Genomic DNA, 18,697 nt, shown 5'->3' on the forward strand with positions numbered 1-18,697 from the left:
TGCGTGTCCAGTCAGTCCGGCGCGCTGCGGCGGCAGGCGAGCGCGAGCAGGGCGGCGAGGGCGCCTGCGAGGATGAGGTAGAGGGTGAGGCCCGCGCCGGGTGACCAGCCCCAGAATTCGTTGGGAAGGGTACGCAGGTTGAGTGCGAGGAGGCCCGGCAGGATGTGATCGGTCAGTGGCGCGGCGAACTGGGCCGGGGCCTGAATATCGACTGCGGCGATGATCAGGTTGAGCGCGACGCTGGCGGCGAGGAAGGCGAGGCCGAGCGCGCGCTCGATCCGGCTGGCGCTGCCCCAATAGGCGGCGAGGCCGAGGGCGAGATAGGCGATTGCCGGGAGGGCGTGGCGCGGGCCGGTGGCGTTGCCGCCGTCCCAATAGACGTACGCCGCGTGGTAGAGGAAACAGGTCGCCGCTCCCGCTACTGCGAGCACGCCGAGGTCGCGCCGTGCGGGATCGCGCAGCAGCGTCCAGATGCCGAACGGGGCGAGTGCGAGGATCGGCGCGACCCAGATGATCCCGCGCCGCTTGCCGAACAGGATTTCGATGAGGATGTCGAGCTTGGGATAGGTCAGGCCGAACAGCCCCTGCTTCATCCCCTCAAACCCCACCACGCCCGAATAGCCGGTGGTGAAGGGGTGGCCGAAGGTGGCGAGGTTGTAGGCGAGGAGGGGGATGGCGGCGACCATCCCGCCCATGATTGCGAGGCCGATGGTGCGGAGCAGGGTCGCGCGGTCCGCGTCGCGAATACGCCACAAGGCCCAAAGCGCGACCGGCGCCCCGAGCAGCAGCGCGCCGTGCTCGACCACGACTGCCCAGCCAAGCGCGAGGCCGGCGATCAGCGCGTAGCGGGCGGTGAGGCCGTCGCGCGTGCCGCGCCACACCGCCCAGAGCGCGATGGCGATCAGGGAGGTCGCGGCGGCATGGCCGAACCAGGTGGTGGTCCAACCCCAGACCGTCGTGCCAAGCGCAAAGCTGACTGCGGTGAACAGCCCCGCCGCGCGGTTGCCGCCGATTCCCGTGCCGAGGTCGAGCAGCGCGATCGCTGCGAGCGCGGTCAGCACTGCGCCGATCCCGGCGATGGCGGCGCGCATGCGCAGGCGCAGGAACGCCTCGGCATCGGGGTCGAACAGCTGGTGCGGGACATCGGCGCTGGTCTGCTGCGTCACCCAGTTGGTCGCGGCGACGAAGGGCAGCGCCATCAGCGTCATGCCCGGTGCCTTGTCCATGTAGAAATGGCCGTCGAACTGCGCCTTGTCGATCGTCATCGCGGCATAGGGGTCGATGCGCGCGCTGCCGGTTTCGACGATTGCGGTCGCGGCGAGGATGCGTGTGGCGCTGTTGGGGTTGAACGCCCAGGAGCCGAACCAGATGCAGGACAGCCAGACGAGCGCGAAGAGGAGGGCGGGGACGTGCCAGCTTCTAGGCTGGCTCAACCAATCCCGTCTGTGCTGAGCCTGTCGGAGCACGATTCCTGCACTCTCGGAGTGTTGGAGTTGCCCTTCGACAATGATCAGGTGAAACGTCCCCCGGACGTTTCAGCCAAAGCCGGGGGCTTTGGCGACCTGATCATCAGGGCAAACGGATGTTTGAATGCGCCGCTAGCGTTAGTCCGGCAGAACCTTTTCGGCGCGCTTCCGCGCATCCGCTTCGGCCTTGCCGGCCTGAATATCCCGCGTCGAGCACCCGATGCCGCCGCCGGGGCCGACAGTGGTGCAGCTGCCGATGCCGGTGTCGCCTGCGGTCAACGCCGAACGCTGGCGCACCGCCCAGCTTTCGCGCTGAGGTGTGGCTTCGGTATCGCGGAGCTCGCTCGGGATCCGGAAGCGCTCGCCAGCCGGGCGGCGGACGCAGACCACGATCTCGTCGCCGTCGGAATTGGTCGGGCAGCGGTCGTCGCCATAAATGATCAACACGCCGTTCTGCGGGGCGTTCTGGGCCAGCGCGGGGAGCGCGGGCAGCGCCAGCGCGGACGCGGCGGCGGACAGGGTCAGCAGGATCGTCTTCATCGTCAACTCCTTGCGGCCGTTACAGCCGCTTTGAAACGCCAATCGCCGCCCGGCACGCCAGCCGAATCGCCCCGGCAAGAAACGGATAGGCCGGGGCCGTCTCCGCACCCGCTGCGAGCGCGCTATCCTTGTGTTCCAGCTCTTCGGCGCGGAACTCGGCGACGGCTGCCGCAAGTTCGGGATCGTCCTCGCCCAGTGCGTCGAGCTGTTCCTGATAGTGGAGGTCGATTTCGGTCTCGACCGCGACGGTGCACGCCATCGCTGCGGTCGGCCCGATCGCCGCAGTCGCCGCACCGAGCGCGAAGCCCGCGACGTTCCACACCGGCTGCAGCGCGGTCGGGCGCACGCCGCGCCGCGCGATCAACGCGTCAAAGAAGGCGCGGTGCCGTTCTTCCTGATTGGCCATGCCCGAAATCGCGCGCGCCATGTCGTGGCGGTCGCCCATCACCGCGAGTTGTCCCGCATAGATGCGCGTTGCGCCATATTCGCCCGCCTGATCGACACGAACCATCGAATCGATATCGCGGCGGGGGTCTCCGGGTTTCCACTTCACTTGGCCTTGCCCTTCAGCATCAGCGTTACGATCACCAACGCACCACCGAGCGAAAAGATCGCATTCCACCCGGCGAGCGACACTCCGAAAAGATCCCAGGGCGCGACATCGCAGCGGATCACGGGCGCATTCATGATGCGCTCAAGCGCGCTGCCCTCTCCGCTGAAGTTGGTGGCGCATTGGGTGATCCCCTCCCACCAGCCATATTCTACCCCGGCATGGAACGCGCCGATCGCGCCGCTGACCGCGATGGCGAGCGTGGCCAGCCACACCAGCGGCGTGCGCGCGGGCGCCACGACGAAGGACAGGGCGGCGAGCACGATCGCGGTGTAATGCGGCCAGCGTTGCCACATGCACATCTCGCACGGGAACAGGCCAAAGCCATATTGGCTGGTCAGCGCGCCGGCGATCAGCGCGAGCGGGACCAGCAGGGCGAGCCATTGCGCGGTGCGGCTGTGCGTCATGGCAGGGCTCAGCGCCTCCCGGCCTTGGCCGCGCCGCCGCCAGCCATGCGCGCGGGCGCGGCGGTGCGGGCGATGGTCTGCAGCGCATAGTGGAGCTGGAAGTCCTTGATCCCCTTCTTCTCCAGCTCGGCCGGGGTGGCGGCGAAGCGCGGATCGGTCTTGGTATCCTCTTCCAGCACGGCGTTATCGACCTTGGTCTCGTTGATCAGGTGACGGCGCAGATCGGCCTCACGGAACACCGGGCGGGTCTTGTAATCGGGGTCGGAAATCTGCGGCACGGCCAGATCGGGCTCGATCCCGCCTTCCTGCACCGACTTGCCCGACGGGGTGTAGTAGCGCGCGGTAGTGATGCGCAGCGCGGTGCGCGGGCCGAGCTGGAGCAGCGACTGGACCGATCCCTTGCCGAACGTCTTTTCGCCCAGCACCAGCGCGCGGTGGTGATCCTGCAGCGCACCGGCGACGATTTCCGACGCCGACGCGGTGCCGGCATCGACCAGCACGACAATTGGCAGACCGCGGGCGAGATCGTCGGCCTTGGCATACCAGCGCTCGATATCGCTCTTCTCACGCCCGCGCTGCGACACGATTTCGCCATGCGTCAGGAACGCGTCGCTGACCTCGATCGCCTGATTGAGCAGGCCGCCGCCATTGCCGCGCAGGTCGATGATATAGCCCTTGGGCTTGCCGCCCAGCTGCTGTTCGATCGCGGCGATGCCGGCGCGCATATCGTCGGCAGTGGTCGCGCTGAAGGTGTTGATGTTGAGGATGCCGATGCCGTCCTGCACCTCCCACTTCACCGCCTTTTGCACGATGGTTTCGCGGGTCAGCGCGACGTCGAACGGCTTGTCGCGGCCGGGGCGGACGATGCGGATGGTGATCTTCGTGCCCGGTGCGCCGCGCATCTGGGTGATCGCTTCATCCAGCGTGCCGCCATAGATCAGCTTGCCATCGAGGTGCGTGATATAGTCGCCGGCCTTGATCCCCGCCTTCCACGCTGGCGTATCTTCGGTCGGGGTGATCACCTTGACCGCGCCGTCCTCCATCGTGACCGACAGGCCCAGGCCGCCATAATTGCCGTCGGTGGCGAGGCGCAGATTGTCGAAGGCGAGCGCGTCGACATACGAGCTGTGCGGGTCGAGGCTGGCGAGCATGCCGTCGATCGCGCCCTTGATCAGTGTCTTGTCATCGACCTTCTCGACATAAGCGGCCTTCACCCGGGTGTAGACGTCCATAAACGCGTCGAGCTCGCGATAGCTCGACGTATCGACGCTCGCCATCGCGCCGGTGGTGACGGGGATGAGCGCCAGCGCGCCGACCGCGGCGGAGACCTGGAGGATGGGACGGATCATACGCGTTACTCTCTGAGCGGGTCTTGGCGACAAGATAGACCGGAACCGCGTGGCCGCAAAGCGGCAAGCGAATGTCAGCGACATGTCATTTCGTCCCTGTTGCGCAGGGAGGAATTCAATCCAGCAGCTGCGCCAGATCGACCGGCCGGCCCTGTCGGCGCAGTTCGACGGTGATACGCGGGGCCTCGCCCTGCGGCGCGCGGCCGAGCGGGGCGCCCTGAATCAGCGTGTCGCCGACCTTGACCATCACCGCGTCGAGCCCGGCGACGAGCGAGGTCCAGCCGCCGCCATGGTCGAGGATGACGATATTGCCATAACGGCGGAAGCGCCCGGCATAGATGACGCGACCACCGGTCGGCGCGACCACCTGTGCGCCCGGCCATGTCGCCAGCGTCAGGCCGCGGGCACGAACGCCGGTATCGGACAGTTCGCCAAGGCCGGTGACGACCGTTCCCGAGACGGGAAGGCGGTAGGGCGGCGGGCCACTGCGCCGGGTGGGCGGGGCGGTATCGGGCGTTGCGGCTTCGCCCTCGGCGGGGCGGGGGAGCGGGCCGGGCAGCGCTTCCAACGCCGCGCGGGTCTCGGCGGCCTCACCCATCGTATCCATCAGGTCAACGAGGTCGCGCGCCTGTTCGCCCAGCGCCAGTGCACGATCGGATTCGAACATTGCCTCACGCCGATAGCCGACCGATTTCAGGCGATGCTCGCCTTCGGCACGGACCAGAGCGAGGCGGTCATTCTGGAGTCGCGCACGGCTGTCGGCGAGGCTTTTGGCGGCGAGCTGCGCGCCGTCGCGCAGGCGGCGGGTGCGGGCGATTTCGGCGCGGATATCGGTCGTGCGCGCGCGCATCGCCGGGGTGACGGCACCCAGCACCGCGCGGACATGGACGATGTCGGCGGTCGATCCGGGCTGGACCAGCCCGAGCACGGCGGGGCGGCGGGCGAGCGATTGCAGCGCCGCCATCAGCTGCGCGATCGGCCCCTGTCGCTCGGCGAGGCGGGTGCGTTGCTGGCCCAGCATCCGGTCGACGATCGCGATGCGCGCGCGGGCGGCGACGATCTCGGCCTCCGCCGCCTGAATGCTCGCCGCGATCGCGGCTTCGCGGGCACGGGCGCGGCGGGCTTCGTCGCGTTCATTGACGGCGGCGCGCTGAAGCTGTTGCGCGCGCGCCTCGGCATCCTTTGCGGCCTTGCTCGCGGCGGTGAGCTGGGCGCGCTGGTCGGTGATCGAGGGGGTCTGCGCCGGCAGTGCGGCGATGCCGACCGATGCGGTGGCGATCACGGCGGCGACAAGGGCGATCCGCCGCATCATCCCTCGCGGTGATACGGGTGGTTGGCGAGGATGCTGGTCGCGCGCCACAGCTGTTCGGCCAGCATCGCGCGCGCCATCATGTGCGGCCAGGTGGCGCGGCCATAGGAAATGAGCAGATCGGCCTGCGCGCGCGCGGTATCGTCAAAGCCGTCGGCGGCACCGATCAGGAAGCGCGTTTCCCGCACCCCGTCCTCGCGCCATGCCTGAATGCGCTCGGCGAAGACGCGAGAGGGCAGGTTCTCGCCCTTCTCGTCCAGCATCACGATGCGCGTGCCCGGCTCGATCGCGGGCATCTTGCCGCCGGTATCGGGCAGTTCGGTCACGCGCGTCGGCAGCGTCACGCGCTTGAGATAGCGATCGACCAGCTCGGCTTCAGGGCTGCGGCCGATCCGCCCGCGGGCGACGATGTGCAGCAGCATGGGGTTAGTCCCGGTTGGCGGTGCCGAGCTTCAACTTAGGCCGAGCCGCCCGGCGCGCTGTCGCCGAACGCCCACATCCGCTCAAGATTGTAGAAGGTGCGGACTTCGGGGCGGAACAGGTGGACGATCACGTCGCCGGCGTCGATCAGCACCCAGTCGGCGGTCGGCAGACCTTCGATCCGGGGGTTGTGGCCGCGCTCGGCCTTGATCTTCTCGGCCAGCTTCTGCGCCATCGACGCGACCTGACGCGTAGAGCGGCCGCTCGCCACGACCATATAGTCGGCGATGCTGCTCTTGCCCGCGAGCGGGATCGAGACGGTTTCGACCGCCTGATCGTCGTCGAGCGAGGTCAGGATCAGTCGATGCAGTGCCTCGGCATCCGGGGCGGGGCCGCGGGCGGCGGCCGGGGCGGCATCGAGTTGGGGGGAAGCGGGCAAGAGGACTCCTGGGTTAGGGCGTGTCGGGCTTGGGCGGCGTGCGGCCACGGGAAAATCTCCGGTGCCAGCCGGGATCGGCGGCGCGGAGGCGAGTCGCCGAAGTCGGGTCGGGGCGGAAGCGCAACAGCACCAGGGCCGGCAAACTCCACTTCGTCCAAGTCTTCGCCTGGCGTGCGGGGCGCACGAAACGCCGCAGCCAGCTCATTGCAGGGCTTGCATGAGCGTCGCGATCATAGCCCGGACGCGCGATCACCGCAATCGGAACCTGACGCGCGATCCGCCGCCACCCGCGCCACTGGTCGAACTGCGCCAGATTGTCCCCGCCCATCAGCCAGATGAACTGGTGGCGGGGGTAGAGGCGGGGGAGTTTGGTGAGGGTATCGACGGTGTAGCGGGTCTTGAGCCGCTGTTCGACCGCGCTGGGGCGGATCGGCGCATGGCGGGCCATCGCCCGCGCCGACGCCATCCGCGCGGCAAACGGGGCCATGCCCTTCGCTTCCTTGAGCGGATTGCCGGGGGAGACCAGCCACCACACCTCGTCCAGCCCGAGCGCGCGCATGGCGTGGAGCGAGATCGCGCGGTGGCCGCGATGTGCGGGGTTGAACGACCCGCCGAGGAGACCGATGCGTTTCAAGCTTCCAGCCCCGTCCAATCGGATCGCTCATGCACGACGCGGCGGATTTCGAGCCGTTTGGTCGTGCTTGCATAAAATAGAAGGAACGGCGTTCTGCGGACATGCCATTTGCGAATGCCTCTGCGCGGCGTGGGACTGCCGATATCGGGATAGTCCATCAGCGCGAGAGGTGCCTGTTCGATACGCATCAGCATTTCGAACGGGAGCGCCGGATCCATCTCGCCATATTCGGCGGCTATCCGATAGAGGTCGCGCCGGGCTGGAAACGACCAGATTAGCTGTCTCAAGCAGCGTCTCGCTGCCGCATTCCCTTGATTTCTGCCATCAGCTCTTCGTGGGTCAGAAACTCACCACTTGCGATGGCATCCTCCCCTTCCTGCAGGAAGGCGAAGAACTCAGTTTCTTCCTTCACATATTTTTTGACCGCTTTCGCGACGAGCCAAGCGCGTGATCGCTCATGATACTCGGCAAGCTTGTCGAGTCCGGCAAGCGTCTCCGGATCGAGTCGGGCGGTGACGACAGCTGTCTTCATGCTACAAATGTATACATCTGTCGCGGGTCGTTCAAGGACGCGCCTGTCCGCTCCCGCGCACCACCCATTTATACGTGGTCAGCCCCTCGAGCGCGACGGGGCCGCGGGCGTGGAGGCGGCCGGTGGCGATGCCGATTTCCGCGCCGAGGCCGAATTCGCCGCCATCGGCGAACTGGGTCGAAGCGTTCCACATCACGATCGCGCTGTCGACGCTGTTGAGGAAGCGTTCGGCGGTAGCGGCATCTTCGGTCACGATCGCGTCGGTGTGGCGGCTGGAATGGCGCGCGATATGCGCCATTGCGCCATCGACGCCATCGACCAGTGAGACCGACAGGATCGAATCGAGATATTCGGTGTCCCAATCCTCTGCATTCGCTGCAACCGCGCGCGGCTCGATCGCGCGGATATCGGCGTCGCCGCGCAGCTCGCAGCCGGTGTCGGCGAGCGCGGACAGGATCGGCGCGGGATCGGCGAAGGCGCGGTCGATCAACAGCGTTTCGGTCGCGCCGCAGATGCCGGTGCGGCGCATCTTGGCGTTGACCGCGAGCTTGACCGCCATGGCCGGATCAGCGGCATGGTCGATATAAAGGTGGCAGATGCCGTCGAGATGCGCGAGCACGGGGACGCGCGCCTCTTCCTGCACGCGCGCGACCAGGCTCTTGCCGCCGCGCGGGACGATCAGGTCGATCACGCCATCGGCTTTTAGCATCGCACCCACGGCCGCGCGATCGGTGGTAGAAACCAGCTGCGCCGCATCGGCGGGGAGGCCCGCTTCGACAAGGCCGCGCGCGAATGCGGCATGGATCGCGCGGTTGCTATGCACCGCTTCGGATCCGCCGCGCAGGATCACGGCATTGCCGCTCATCACGCACAAGGCAGCCGCGTCGGCGGTAACGTTGGGGCGGCTCTCATAGATGATGCCGATCACCCCGATCGGCACGCGCACGCGGCTGAGCTTGAGGCCATTGGGGCGCTCGCTCGAATCGATCACCGCGCCGACCGGATCGGCCAGCGATGCCACCGCCTCCACGCCAGCTGCCGCGCCCTCAAGCCGCGCGGGATCGAGCCGCAACCGGTCGAGCAGCGCACTCGAAAGGCCGTTCGCCGTGCCGGCGTCGACATCGCGGGCATTGGCGGCGAGGATCGCATCCGCATCGGTGCGGATCGCAGCGGCGGCGGCGCGCAGGCCGGCAGCCTTGGCGGCGGTCGGCAGCCCGGCCAGCGTCGTTGCAGCGGTGCGGGCGCGCGCGCCCATGTCGGCGATCAGAGTCGAAGCATCCTGTTCCATGCTGCCCGGCTATCATGCTGCAACCGCAAAGTCCCTATCGCGCGGTCTTTTCCAAGCTGATAGATGCGCTTCATGGGGGAATTCGACGCAGCCGGGGATCTGGTCACGGGTACGCTGCTGGGCCGCGCGGTCGAGCGGCCGGGCGCGCATGGCGATCATGGTCACGGAATCTGCCTCAATTGCGGGACGCAGCTGATCGGCCCGCATTGCCACCGCTGCGGGCAGGTCGGGCATGTCCATCGCACGATCGGCGCGATCTGGCATGAGATCCTGCACGGCGTGGTGCATTTTGAGGGCAAGCTGTGGAACACGCTGCCGCTGCTGGCCTTTCGCCCCGGCGAGCTGACCCGCCGCTACATCCATGGCGAGCGTGCGCAGTTCGTGTCGCCGATGGCGATGTTCCTGTTCTCCGTCTTCACGATGTTCGCGGTGATGCAGATCATGGGCGTCGCTCCGCCAGCGGACGTCGGCACGACAGCACAGTTTGAGTCTGGCCTGCAATATGCGCGGCAAAACACCGAAAACGCGATCGTGGAGCTGCGCGAAGCGCGCGCCAAGGCGGAGAAAGGGAGCGAACGCGCCGCCAAGCTCGACCGGCAGATCGAGAAGTTGACGACCGACCTTGCCGAGATCAAGAACTTTCCGATCAAGATGAGCGGTCGGATTGGGCTCTCTTCAAAGGCGCGGACCGGGTGGCCGCGGCTGGACAAGGGGATCGAGAAGGCGGAGCGCAACCCGGGCCTCGCGCTCTACAAGCTCCAGACCAACAGCTACAAATTCAGCTGGGCGCTGATCCCGCTGTCGATCCCGTTCGTGTGGCTGCTGTTCCTGTGGCGGCGGCGGTTCAAGGGGTATGACCACGCGGTCTTTGTTACCTATTCGCTCGCCTTCATGTCGTTGCTGTTCATCGGATTGATGATCGCATCGGCGCTGGGTGCCGGGACCACTTCGATCAGCGTGGTCGCGCTGCTGGTGCCGCCGGTGCATATCTATTTCCAGCTGAAGGGTGCCTACCGCCTGCGCTGGTGGAGCGCTGCGCTGCGCACCTTCGTGCTGCTGCATCTGATCAGCTTCATCGTGCTGATCTTCGGTCTGCTGCTGCTGGGTCTCGGTCTGCTTGGCTGAAGCTCAGCCCCGGCAGGGAAAGCGCTTCTTCATCATCGCATAGAACGCTGATTTGACGCTCATCCCGCGCTGCGCAGCCGGGATGGACTGGAACTCCGCCATCAGCTCGTTGCTGCCGATCTTTGCCTTGCCCTTGGGCGGCGGGCAGCTGTGCGGGGCGCGCCCGGCAGCGCGCGCGCTGGCCAGGTCGTTGCGATACGCGTCCGAGGCGCGTTCGACCTCGCTCCGCAGCAATTTGATGTCGGGGGAGGCGAGCGCGAGGAAGCCCTTGGCCTTGAGTGCATTCGCCTTGGCCAGGAATTCCGCCACGCTCATCGCCTGTGCACTCGCCGGAAGCAGCAGCGCCGCACCCGCCATCACCGCCATCATCGTCCGCATCCACACCCTCCCGTGATCCCGCGAGAAAACACAACATGACGCTTGAACGCCATATGAATTCGTCCGCTTCACAGCCGCGCGGGGCGCGTTAGAGTTCGCCCGAATCGACAGGGGGCGCAGTGAAATGATTATCGGTATCGACCTCGGCACCACGAACAGTGCCGCGGCGGTCTTTCGTGACGGTGCGGCGGAGCTGATCCCCAACCGGCTCGGCCATTTCCTCACCCCCTCGGCGGTCAGCATCGATGAGAATGGCGATGTGATCACCGGCCTTGCCGCGCGCGAGCGGATGGCGAGCCATCCCGACGTCACCATCACCGCATTCAAACGCTATATGGGGACGCAGCGCACGACCAAGCTCGGCAAGCGCAGCTTCGCGCCCGAGGAACTGTCCGCGCTGATCCTGCGCAGCCTCAAGGCGGATGCCGAGGCGTTTCTGGGGCAGGAAGTGACCGAGGCGGTGATCACCGTCCCCGCCTATTTCAACGACAAGCAGCGCAAGGCGACGCATCGTGCGGGCGAACTGGCGGGGCTGAAGGTCGAGCGGCTGGTCAATGAACCGACCGCCGCCGCGCTCGCCTATGGCATCCACCAGCTTGCCGATGAATCGCGCTTCCTGGTCTTCGACCTTGGCGGCGGCACGTTCGACGTGTCGATCGTCGAGATTTTCGAAGGCATTATCGAGGTGCGCGCCTCGACCGGCGACAATCATCTGGGCGGTGAGGATTTCAACGAGCTGATGGTGACGCTGATGCGCGACGCGCATGCTGGCGAATTCGGTAATGCCGGGCGCGGTGACGATGCGCTGCACCAGAAGCTGCGCGAAACCGCCGAACGCGCGCGCCGCACGCTGAGCAGCGCGGGTGAAGCGGAGATGCGGATCGTGTGGAACGATGCCGAATATCGCCACACCGTGACGACCGCGATGTTCGAGGAGGCGGCCAAGCCGCTGATCGACCGGCTGCGCGAACCGGTGCTGCGGTCGATGCGCGACTCGGGGATCAAGAGCGCGGAACTGTCAGAGATCATCCTGATCGGCGGCGCGACGCGGATGCCGGTGGTACGCAGCGCGGTGACGCGCATGTTCGGCCGCTTCCCCAATGCGACGGTCAATCCCGACGAGGCGGTGGCGCTGGGCGCGGCGGTGCAGGCGGGGCTGAAGTCGCGCGATTCGGCGCTGAAGGAAGTCGTCGTCACCGATGTCTGCCCCTATTCGCTGGGGGTCGAGGTTGCCCGTCGCCTGCCCGGTGGCGGGATCGAGGACGGACTGTTCGCGCCGATCATCGAGCGCGGCACGGTGATTCCGGCGAGCCGTGTCCACACCTTCAGCACGATGAACGACAACCAGACTCGCGTGGAATTCGGCATCTATCAGGGCGAGGCGCGGCTGGTCCGCGACAATGTAGAGATCGGGCGCACGACGGTTCAGGTGCCGCGCGCGAAGGCGGGACAGCCGGTCGATGTCCGCTTCTCCTACGATATCTCCGGGTTGCTCGAGGTCGACATCATCGTCCCCGAGAGCGGCGAGACCGTGAGCCTGGTCATCAATGACGGCAATGTCGCCGACCCCGCCGCGCTGGAAAAGGCGCGCGCGGCGCTGGCGGGCCTGAAGGTCCATCCGCGCGACGAGGCGGAGAACAAGGCGGCGATCGCGCGCGGCGAGAAATGCTTCGAGAATTTCCTGGGCGCGCAGCGTTTCTGGGTCGGCGAAGTCATGTCGCGCTTTGCCGCTGCGCTCGAGACCCAGGACCCGCGCACGATCGAGACCGCGCGCAAGGAACTGCACAGCGCGCTCGACCAGCTTGAGGGCGAGACGTTCCTATGAAGTTCGGCCTGTGAAGCAGTGGTGGCAGGTGCTCGGCGTGCCGCGCGGCAGCGACCGCGCGACGATCCGCCGGGCCTATGCCGCCAGGCTGAAGACCACCAATCCCGAGGATGACGCCAAGGGCTTCATGGCGCTGCGCGAAGCCTATGAACAGGCGTTGCGCTGGGTCGATTACGACCATTTCGATAACTGGGACGATGAAGGCGAAGATGAGGCCGGGGAGGTCGTTGCGGCGGTCGCCGACGATCCCGAGCCGGTTCTCGTCACCGCCGACGACGCCGCGCCATTCGAACCCTCTGGCTCGTTGCCGCGTGATGCCGCCGCGACGCCAGCGGCTCCGCCCGATCCGTTGGAAGCGGCGCGTGCCGCCGATGCCGCCGAGCTTGAGCGTCGGCTCGCCGATCTCGATGCCGGGCTGCGTGGGCCGTGGTTCAAGGATCGCGACGCGATCCGCGCCGCGTTCGACGCGGTGATGGGTGCGCCCGCGCTGATGGAGATCGACCGGCGCGCGCACACCGAATACCGCCTCGCCGCGCTGATCGCCGACACCATCCCGCGCAGCGACGCGATCCTGCGTGAGGCGATGGCAGTGTTCGGCTGGGAAGGGGAGGGCAATCATCCGCCCGCAGTCTGGGCATTGCGCGCGCGGCTCGACGAATGGCGCCTGATCGCATCGTTCGGGCGCGGCGGCCATGCGCTGCAGGGCGGGTGGCGCGCGCTGACCAATGGCAAACGCGCGAACTGGCTGCGCCGCCTTGCCGCAGTGCGCCCGGGGGTGGCGGAACAGGTCCGCCAGCTGTTCGAGCTGGCGGACTATGATGTGCCGGGGATCGCGCACAGTTTTCACCCCAAGGCCGCAGAATGGTGGCGCGCGCATCTCGACGCGCCGCGCTTTGGCTTTGCCGAGGTGGCGCTGCTCCTGATCGGGGCGCTGGGGGCGGGGCTGTTCGCGCTGGTCGGCGCGACGCCGGCATTGCAGCTATGGGGTGCGGTTGCTGCGGGATCGGCGGGCGTGGCGCTGGCCGTGGCGCATTGGCGGTTCATTGCGCCGATGCGCTGGCGACGGTTGCAGGGGCAGCAGGATAGTCCTGGCGGATTCGGCTGGCGGTTCGGGCTGTGGCTGATGGTGACGGCGGCGGCGATCGGCGCGCCGGCAACGCCATGGATCGCGGGAAGCATGGCCGCCGCAGCCTTTGCGCTGGCGCTTGCCATGTTCGTGCTCGATGGCGGTGAACATGGCGGCGGCGGATTGCCGTGGCAGCGGGTGGTCGTGCTCGGCGTCGCGGGCCTGTTCATCGGCCCCGCCTTTGCCGCGATGAACGTGGCCGAACAGGCGCTGGTGCTGGTATTCGGCGCATCATGCGGGCTGGTCGGCCTTTCGGCGCGCGGAGCCATTGCGCGGCTGATCGCGCCGAGCCCGGTGCTGATCGCGCTCGGCCTGATGCTCGCGCTGATCGTCGGGGCGATCGTCCGCAGCGACTGGCTACCGGGAACGCCCCTGATCGCGTGGGGCGCGGCGGCGGGGACCGGTCTGGTGGTAATGAGCGGCCTGCGTGCTGCCGATCCGAATGGGCGCGGCGATGGGGTGGCCTCGCTCGCCAATATAGTGTTGTGGGCGATGCTGGTCGTCGCGGCGGTGATGTCGATCCCGCCATCGCAGAAGCAGGGCGATCTGATGCCGCCGATTTCGGTTTCCCCCGCCGATACGATGAAGGCGCTGGAAGCGAGCGAGCCGGGCTTTCGTGCGGTGAAGACCGGCAATCCGAAACTCTATGCGGAGGTTGCCGCGATCCGCACGGCGATGGCGAACGGCGCGCGCGATCGCAGCGCGGGGTCGCGGGAAATCGACGCGCTGGTCAACGCTGCCTATCAGCAGCGACTGCCGCTCGCCTCGGCGGCGCTGATCGCGGCGGAGATGGACATTCGCCTCGCCCGGATGCGCGAGCTGCGGATGGAGGACCCACGCGTCTGCGTCGGCGATCGCGATGAGACGCAGTCGATGTTCAGCCGCCAGTTGCGTGAACGGCATTACGCCCATGCGCTGCGCGTTGCGGCGAGTGCGCCGCAGGGGGTGCGCGAATTGGGGCAGGGGCGTGACATCACCGCTTCGGAGCTACTGCGGATTGCCGCCAATGGCGACACCGCCGCCGCCAACCGCTTTGCAGCGGCGCTCAACGGGACGGATGCGGGCGCGAAGTGCGATGCCCGGATCGCGATGGTGGAGGGGCTGGTCGCCCAACCCGACATCGACATCGCAAAAACAATGCGGCCCGCGCTACTCGCACGGGCCGCACCGAAATCAGAGAAGAAGTAGGGCGGTTACGCGCCCTGCGGAGCCGGGTTGCCGAACGGACCCTTGGGACGCCGCGTCTTGGGGATCGACGTGCCGGCAACCCCGACCGGACCCTTGATCGTGGAGGGATCGGGCCGACCGATGTCGCCATCGGACAGCAGCTTCTTGATCTCCTCGCCCGACAGCGTCTCGTACTCGAGCAGCGCGCCGGCCAGCTGGTGCAGCTGGTCGATATGCTCGGTCAGCACGTCGCGCGCGCGGGTCAGGCCGCCTTCGACCGTCGCCTTGATCTCGGCATCGATCGCCTGCTGTGTCTCGTTCGACATGTGCCGCGGCTGCGATGCCGAATAGCCGAGGAAGCTCTCACCTTCGGGCTGCGAATATTCGACCGGGCCGAGCTTGTCCGACATGCCCCACTTCGTGATCATGTCGCGGGCAAGACCCGTGGCGTACTGGATGTCGCCGCTCGCGCCCGACGAGACCTTGTCATAGCCGAAGATCACTTCTTCAGCGACGCGGCCGCCCATCGCGACGGCGAGGTTCGCGTACATCTTGTCGCGGTGATAGCTGTAGCTGTCACGCTCGGGCAGACGCATGACCATGCCCAGCGCACGCCCGCGCGGGATGATCGTTGCCTTGTGGATCGGATCCGATGCCGGCTCGTGCAGGCTGACGATCGCGTGGCCGGCTTCGTGATAGGCGGTCATCCGCTTCTCATCGTCGGTCATCACCATCGAACGCCGCTCGGCGCCCATCATCACCTTGTCCTTGGCGTCCTCGAACTCGCTCATCGCGACGAGGCGCTTGCCCTTGCGCGCCGCCATCAGCGCGGCTTCGTTGACGAGGTTGGCAAGGTCGGCGCCCGAGAAGCCCGGCGTGCCGCGCGCGATCACACGTGCATCGACGTCGGGGGCCAGCGGCACCTTCTTCATATGGACCTGCAGGATCTTGATGCGACCCTCGATATCCGGGCGCGGCACGACGACCTGACGGTCGAACCGGCCCGGACGCAGCAACGCGGGATCGAGCACGTCGGGACGGTTGGTCGCAGCGACGATGATGATGCCCTCATTGGCTTCAAAGCCGTCCATCTCGACCAGCAGCTGGTTCAGCGTCTGCTCGCGCTCGTCATTGCCGTTGCCGAGGCCCGCGCCGCGATGGCGACCGACCGCGTCGATTTCGTCGATGAAGACGATGCACGGTGCGCTCTTCTTGGCCTGTTCGAACATGTCGCGCACGCGGCTCGCGCCGACGCCGACGAACATTTCGACAAAGTCCGAGCCGGAGATGGTGAAGAACGGCACGCCGGCCTCACCCGCAATCGCGCGGGCGAGCAGCGTCTTGCCGGTGCCGGGAGATCCGACCAGCAGCGCGCCCTTCGGAATCTTGCCGCCCAGGCGGGCGAATTTGGTCGGGTCCTTGAGGAACTCGACGACTTCTTCCAGCTCTTCGCGCGCTTCGTCGATGCCGGCAACGTCGTCGAAGGTGACCTTGCCTTCCTTCTGCGTCAGCAGCTTGGCGCGCGACTTGCCAAAGCCCATCGCGCCGCTGCCCGAGCCCTTCTGCATCTGGCGCAGAACGAAGAAGGCGATGCCAAGGAACAGCAGGAACGGCAGCGCCTGAACCAGCACATATTGCCAGATCGACGGGCCTTCCTCCGGCCGTGCGCTGATCGTCACGCCCTGCTTGCGCAGCGTCGGGATCAGTTCGGGGTTGGGGACGGCGTTGGTGCGGAACTTCGCGTCGGTCGACAGCGTGCCGGTGATCACGTTGCCCGCAACATTGACCTCCTTGACCTTGCCCTGTTCGACATTGTCGAGGAATTCGGAATAGGCGATGGTCGTGCCGGCGGTCGTGCTGCTCGGCGCGCCGAACATGCTGACGAACAGTGCGAGTGCAGCCAGGATGCCGACCCACACGAGCAGGCTCTTCATCCACGGATTGCCGTTATTCTCAGGGCCGGGGGTCTTGTTGTCGTCGCTCATGGGTCGCTTGCACCTTCCTCAGCGCACAAGATAGGCGGTCGCAGGTTAATGGCAATGGAACAGCTTCGATCAGTGTGATCGACGCGGCGGGGCGGGGCGGAAGTGCCAGATTTCGCCTTTTGCGGTCGCCTGGACCCCGGCATGGGTGGCGCCCGAACCGCTTTCGAGTGCGTCCAGCAGCGATTCGATGTTGGCCGAATCGCTCCAGCTGCCCTCGGTCAGACCCTCGATCAACCGGACGTAGCCAATTGCGTCGCGCGCGAGCCTGCGCCGCAGTTCGCGCGGCAGTCCGCTCATATCGATGCGCCGTTCGGCCACATCGCTCGCGAGCGTCCGCTCACGCCCGACCCAGTCCATCATCGCGGCCAGAGCGGCATCGCTCTCTCCGCAAATCCGCGCGGATCGCGCCAGTGCGACCGGATCGAGCCAAGGATTGTGAGCAAGAAGCTGACGCATGCGGACGCGATCGAATCGTTCGTCCGCATTGCTGGGATCATCGACAAAGGGGATCGCGTTCAGTTCGACAATCGCACGCAAGTCTGCCCGCCGCCAGTTGAGCAACGGTCTAAGCACCGTCACCCCATCAACGTCTGCAGCTGCGGCCGCTCCGCCTTTGGGGTAGCCATTGTGCCAGCGATGGCGTTCCCAGCGCCATCGCGTTCGGATGCCGCCAAGCCCCCCTGGACCCGATCCACGACGAGCACGCATGAGGAATGTCTCGGCCTGATCGTCGCAATGATGCGCGGTCAGCAGCGCGTGGGCGCCAGTTTCGATGGCCCATTGGCCGAGCAGATCATAGCGCAGGTGGCGCGCATCGGCCTGCACATTGGCTTGAAAGATGCGCCGCGGGGGCTTGAGGGTCGCGTGCGGAATACCAGCCGTCGAGCACCAATCTGCGACCATCCGCGCCTCATCGGCACTAGCGGGTCGCAACCCATGATCGACCGTCGCCGCCACTACGCTCTTCGGAAAGGCGGCTTGGGCCAATGCGAGCATGGCCATGCTGTCCGGGCCACCGGAAACCGCGAGCGCAAGCGTTCCTTCAAAGGGCTTCCCGAGGGCAGCCTCCAGATCGCGCCGAAACCGCTCGATCCAGGCCGGATCGAGCGGGGTCAGCGCGTCACCGGCACTTGCTGGCGGAACGGCCGGTGGCGACATCCATCTTCATCGCTTCGGAGATACGGTCGCCATAGACCTGGGTCAGCTCGTCATAGACCTTGCAGACTTCGCTCGCCGGCTTCTTCATCTTCACCAGCGCCTGGGCGAGATAATAGAGCGAGTCCGGCGCGCGCTCGCCATTGGGCATCTTCTGATAGTTTTCGAAGAAGGCGGTCGCGGCGAGCGCGGGCTTGTTCTGGTCGAGCAGCGCGCGGCCGAGCAGGTTCTGGGCGTAGCTGGCGCGGCGATGCTTGGGATGCTTCTGCACCACGCTGCGCAGTTCCACGATCGCCTTGTCATACTGCTTCGCCTGCCACAGGCGGAAGCCATAGGTGTAAGTGTCTTCGGCCGCGTCGCCGGTGCTGGGGCGTTCGATCCCTGCCACCGGCGTGGTCGGCACCGGCGCCGTTGTCGTCGGTGGGGGCGTGGTCGGGCGCGGCGGCGTCGGACGCGGGCCGGGCGTCGGCGTGCCGCCGATCCCGCTCACCGGGGCCGAACCGCCAACCGACGAGGCACCATCTTCCAGCGCCTTCAACCGCGCATCGGTCGAGCGCTTATAGGCGGTGAACGCCTCTTCCAGCTGGCGCAGGCGATACTGGTTTTGCTCGATCTGGCCGGTCAGCGTCGACAGCTGCGATTCCACCGCGCTGACCCGCGCGGTCAGGTCGCTGACCACGCCGCTCGCGGGGATGCCGGGAGCGGGGCCGCCGCGGTCGGGGGCAGTGATCTGCGGTTCGACCGTCTGGCCTGCGCCGCCCGGAAACACCTTGCGCTGCACCGCGCGCATCTCACGCTCCAGCCGGTCGACCCGGCCCTCGATCCCGTCGCGGCTGGTCTGTGCCGCCACCGGCACGGCGATTGATGCCAGCCCCGCCAGCACCACCGCCATTGCCGCACTCTTGTTCAGAAAACGCATATTCGTCCCCACCCGCGATACCC

The 18,697-nt window shown here is 67.0% G+C and carries 19 protein-coding genes; 3 read left to right on the plus strand and 16 right to left on the minus strand.

Annotation, left to right across the window (positions count from 1 at the left end; translation table 11 throughout):
• Window positions 1-11 precede the first annotated feature (11 nt).
• The 12 genes from K9B35_RS06280 to K9B35_RS06335 all read right to left on the minus strand — a co-directional run bounded on the left by K9B35_RS06280 (window position 12) and on the right by K9B35_RS06335 (window position 8,994).
• Complete coding sequence (locus K9B35_RS06280) at window positions 12-1,433, minus strand: hypothetical protein (protein WP_224920945.1); 1,422 nt, start codon at window positions 1,431-1,433, stop codon at window positions 12-14.
• A 171-nt stretch (window positions 1,434-1,604) separates the two neighbouring features.
• Window positions 1,605-2,006 carry a hypothetical protein gene (locus K9B35_RS06285; protein ID WP_224920946.1) on the minus strand — a complete coding sequence of 134 codons (402 nt, stop codon included), beginning with the start codon at window positions 2,004-2,006 and terminating at the stop codon, window positions 1,605-1,607.
• 19 nt (window positions 2,007-2,025) lie between these two features.
• A complete protein-coding gene (locus K9B35_RS06290) occupies window positions 2,026-2,517 on the minus strand; it encodes a demethoxyubiquinone hydroxylase family protein (protein WP_224920947.1) in 492 nt (163 codons plus the stop codon).
• 38 nt (window positions 2,518-2,555) lie between these two features.
• Window positions 2,556-3,023 (minus strand): disulfide bond formation protein B, encoded by a 468-nt coding sequence (locus K9B35_RS06295; RefSeq protein WP_224920948.1) that lies wholly within the window; start codon window positions 3,021-3,023, stop codon window positions 2,556-2,558.
• A gap of 8 nt (window positions 3,024-3,031) precedes the next feature.
• Entirely contained in the window at window positions 3,032-4,372 is a 1,341-nt protein-coding gene (locus K9B35_RS06300; protein WP_224920949.1) for a S41 family peptidase, read from the minus strand.
• A gap of 115 nt (window positions 4,373-4,487) precedes the next feature.
• Window positions 4,488-5,681, minus strand: a complete 1,194-nt coding sequence (locus K9B35_RS06305; protein ID WP_224920950.1) for a murein hydrolase activator EnvC family protein — start codon at window positions 5,679-5,681, stop codon at window positions 4,488-4,490.
• Window positions 5,681-6,103, minus strand: coding sequence for a 23S rRNA (pseudouridine(1915)-N(3))-methyltransferase RlmH (locus K9B35_RS06310; protein WP_224920951.1), 423 nt, complete (start codon window positions 6,101-6,103; stop codon window positions 5,681-5,683). Before K9B35_RS06310 ends, K9B35_RS06305 begins: the two co-directional genes overlap by 1 nt.
• A gap of 35 nt (window positions 6,104-6,138) precedes the next feature.
• Entirely contained in the window at window positions 6,139-6,471 is a 333-nt protein-coding gene (gene rsfS / locus K9B35_RS06315) for a ribosome silencing factor (protein ID WP_224921120.1), read from the minus strand.
• An 82-nt stretch (window positions 6,472-6,553) separates the two neighbouring features.
• Window positions 6,554-7,174: a nicotinate-nucleotide adenylyltransferase gene (locus K9B35_RS06320; protein WP_224920952.1), complete on the minus strand. Its 621-nt coding sequence runs from the start codon at window positions 7,172-7,174 to the stop codon at window positions 6,554-6,556.
• Window positions 7,171-7,461, minus strand: coding sequence for a type II toxin-antitoxin system RelE/ParE family toxin (locus tag K9B35_RS06325; protein ID WP_224920953.1), 291 nt, complete (start codon window positions 7,459-7,461; stop codon window positions 7,171-7,173). Before K9B35_RS06325 ends, K9B35_RS06320 begins: the two co-directional genes overlap by 4 nt.
• Window positions 7,458-7,706 carry a CopG family ribbon-helix-helix protein gene (locus K9B35_RS06330; RefSeq protein WP_224920954.1) on the minus strand — a complete coding sequence of 83 codons (249 nt, stop codon included), beginning with the start codon at window positions 7,704-7,706 and terminating at the stop codon, window positions 7,458-7,460. The genes K9B35_RS06325 and K9B35_RS06330 overlap by 4 nt, the downstream gene beginning before the upstream one ends.
• Window positions 7,707-7,737: 31 nt before the next feature.
• Window positions 7,738-8,994 carry a glutamate-5-semialdehyde dehydrogenase gene (locus K9B35_RS06335; protein WP_224920955.1) on the minus strand — a complete coding sequence of 419 codons (1,257 nt, stop codon included), beginning with the start codon at window positions 8,992-8,994 and terminating at the stop codon, window positions 7,738-7,740.
• 72 nt (window positions 8,995-9,066) lie between these two features.
• Here K9B35_RS06335 and K9B35_RS06340 point away from each other — a divergent pair, with 72 nt between their 5' ends.
• A complete protein-coding gene (locus tag K9B35_RS06340; protein ID WP_224920956.1) occupies window positions 9,067-10,119 on the plus strand; it encodes a DUF3667 domain-containing protein in 1,053 nt (350 codons plus the stop codon).
• Between the two features lie 3 nt (window positions 10,120-10,122).
• Here the strand turns inward: K9B35_RS06340 and K9B35_RS06345 are convergent, their stop codons facing one another.
• Window positions 10,123-10,497, minus strand: coding sequence for a hypothetical protein (locus K9B35_RS06345; protein WP_224920957.1), 375 nt, complete (start codon window positions 10,495-10,497; stop codon window positions 10,123-10,125).
• 124 nt (window positions 10,498-10,621) lie between these two features.
• Between K9B35_RS06345 and K9B35_RS06350 the strand changes: the two genes are divergently transcribed.
• Both K9B35_RS06350 and K9B35_RS06355 read left to right on the plus strand, forming a co-directional pair.
• Window positions 10,622-12,322 carry an Hsp70 family protein gene (locus K9B35_RS06350; RefSeq protein ID WP_224920958.1) on the plus strand — a complete coding sequence of 567 codons (1,701 nt, stop codon included), beginning with the start codon at window positions 10,622-10,624 and terminating at the stop codon, window positions 12,320-12,322.
• Between the two features lie 10 nt (window positions 12,323-12,332).
• Window positions 12,333-14,636, plus strand: coding sequence for a J domain-containing protein (locus tag K9B35_RS06355; RefSeq protein WP_224920959.1), 2,304 nt, complete (start codon window positions 12,333-12,335; stop codon window positions 14,634-14,636).
• Window positions 14,637-14,641: 5 nt separating this feature from the next.
• Here the strand turns inward: K9B35_RS06355 and ftsH are convergent, their stop codons facing one another.
• From ftsH to K9B35_RS06370, 3 genes are all read right to left on the minus strand, one after another.
• Window positions 14,642-16,600 carry an ATP-dependent zinc metalloprotease FtsH gene (gene ftsH, locus K9B35_RS06360; protein ID WP_224920960.1) on the minus strand — a complete coding sequence of 653 codons (1,959 nt, stop codon included), beginning with the start codon at window positions 16,598-16,600 and terminating at the stop codon, window positions 14,642-14,644.
• Between the two features lie 69 nt (window positions 16,601-16,669).
• Window positions 16,670-17,758: a tRNA lysidine(34) synthetase TilS gene (tilS, locus tag K9B35_RS06365; protein WP_224920961.1), complete on the minus strand. Its 1,089-nt coding sequence runs from the start codon at window positions 17,756-17,758 to the stop codon at window positions 16,670-16,672.
• Window positions 17,721-18,674 carry a tetratricopeptide repeat protein gene (locus K9B35_RS06370; protein WP_224920962.1) on the minus strand — a complete coding sequence of 318 codons (954 nt, stop codon included), beginning with the start codon at window positions 18,672-18,674 and terminating at the stop codon, window positions 17,721-17,723. Before K9B35_RS06370 ends, tilS begins: the two co-directional genes overlap by 38 nt.
• Window positions 18,675-18,697 lie beyond the last annotated feature (23 nt).

Source organism: Sphingomonas sp. R647 (assembly GCF_020177055.1).
Lineage (GTDB): Bacteria > Pseudomonadota > Alphaproteobacteria > Sphingomonadales > Sphingomonadaceae > Sphingomonas.

What these genes read in the sequence shown, in the direction of transcription:
- K9B35_RS06300 (WP_224920949.1), bottom strand. Translation starts at nt 4,372, where the DNA reads ATGATCCGTCCCATCCTCCAGGTCTCCGCCGCGGTCGGCGCGCTGGCG.
- K9B35_RS06340 (WP_224920956.1), top strand. Translation starts at nt 9,067, where the DNA reads ATGGGGGAATTCGACGCAGCCGGGGATCTGGTCACGGGTACGCTGCTG.
- K9B35_RS06295 (WP_224920948.1), bottom strand. Translation starts at nt 3,023, where the DNA reads ATGACGCACAGCCGCACCGCGCAATGGCTCGCCCTGCTGGTCCCGCTC.
- K9B35_RS06285 (WP_224920946.1), bottom strand. Translation starts at nt 2,006, where the DNA reads ATGAAGACGATCCTGCTGACCCTGTCCGCCGCCGCGTCCGCGCTGGCG.
- K9B35_RS06305 (WP_224920950.1), bottom strand. Translation starts at nt 5,681, where the DNA reads ATGCGGCGGATCGCCCTTGTCGCCGCCGTGATCGCCACCGCATCGGTC.
- K9B35_RS06330 (WP_224920954.1), bottom strand. Translation starts at nt 7,706, where the DNA reads ATGAAGACAGCTGTCGTCACCGCCCGACTCGATCCGGAGACGCTTGCC.
- K9B35_RS06290 (WP_224920947.1), bottom strand. Translation starts at nt 2,517, where the DNA reads ATGGTTCGTGTCGATCAGGCGGGCGAATATGGCGCAACGCGCATCTAT.
- ftsH (WP_224920960.1), bottom strand. Translation starts at nt 16,600, where the DNA reads ATGAGCGACGACAACAAGACCCCCGGCCCTGAGAATAACGGCAATCCG.
- tilS (WP_224920961.1), bottom strand. Translation starts at nt 17,758, where the DNA reads ATGTCGCCACCGGCCGTTCCGCCAGCAAGTGCCGGTGACGCGCTGACC.
- K9B35_RS06350 (WP_224920958.1), top strand. Translation starts at nt 10,622, where the DNA reads ATGATTATCGGTATCGACCTCGGCACCACGAACAGTGCCGCGGCGGTC.
- K9B35_RS06345 (WP_224920957.1), bottom strand. Translation starts at nt 10,497, where the DNA reads ATGCGGACGATGATGGCGGTGATGGCGGGTGCGGCGCTGCTGCTTCCG.
- K9B35_RS06335 (WP_224920955.1), bottom strand. Translation starts at nt 8,994, where the DNA reads ATGGAACAGGATGCTTCGACTCTGATCGCCGACATGGGCGCGCGCGCC.
- K9B35_RS06310 (WP_224920951.1), bottom strand. Translation starts at nt 6,103, where the DNA reads ATGCTGCTGCACATCGTCGCCCGCGGGCGGATCGGCCGCAGCCCTGAA.
- K9B35_RS06370 (WP_224920962.1), bottom strand. Translation starts at nt 18,674, where the DNA reads ATGCGTTTTCTGAACAAGAGTGCGGCAATGGCGGTGGTGCTGGCGGGG.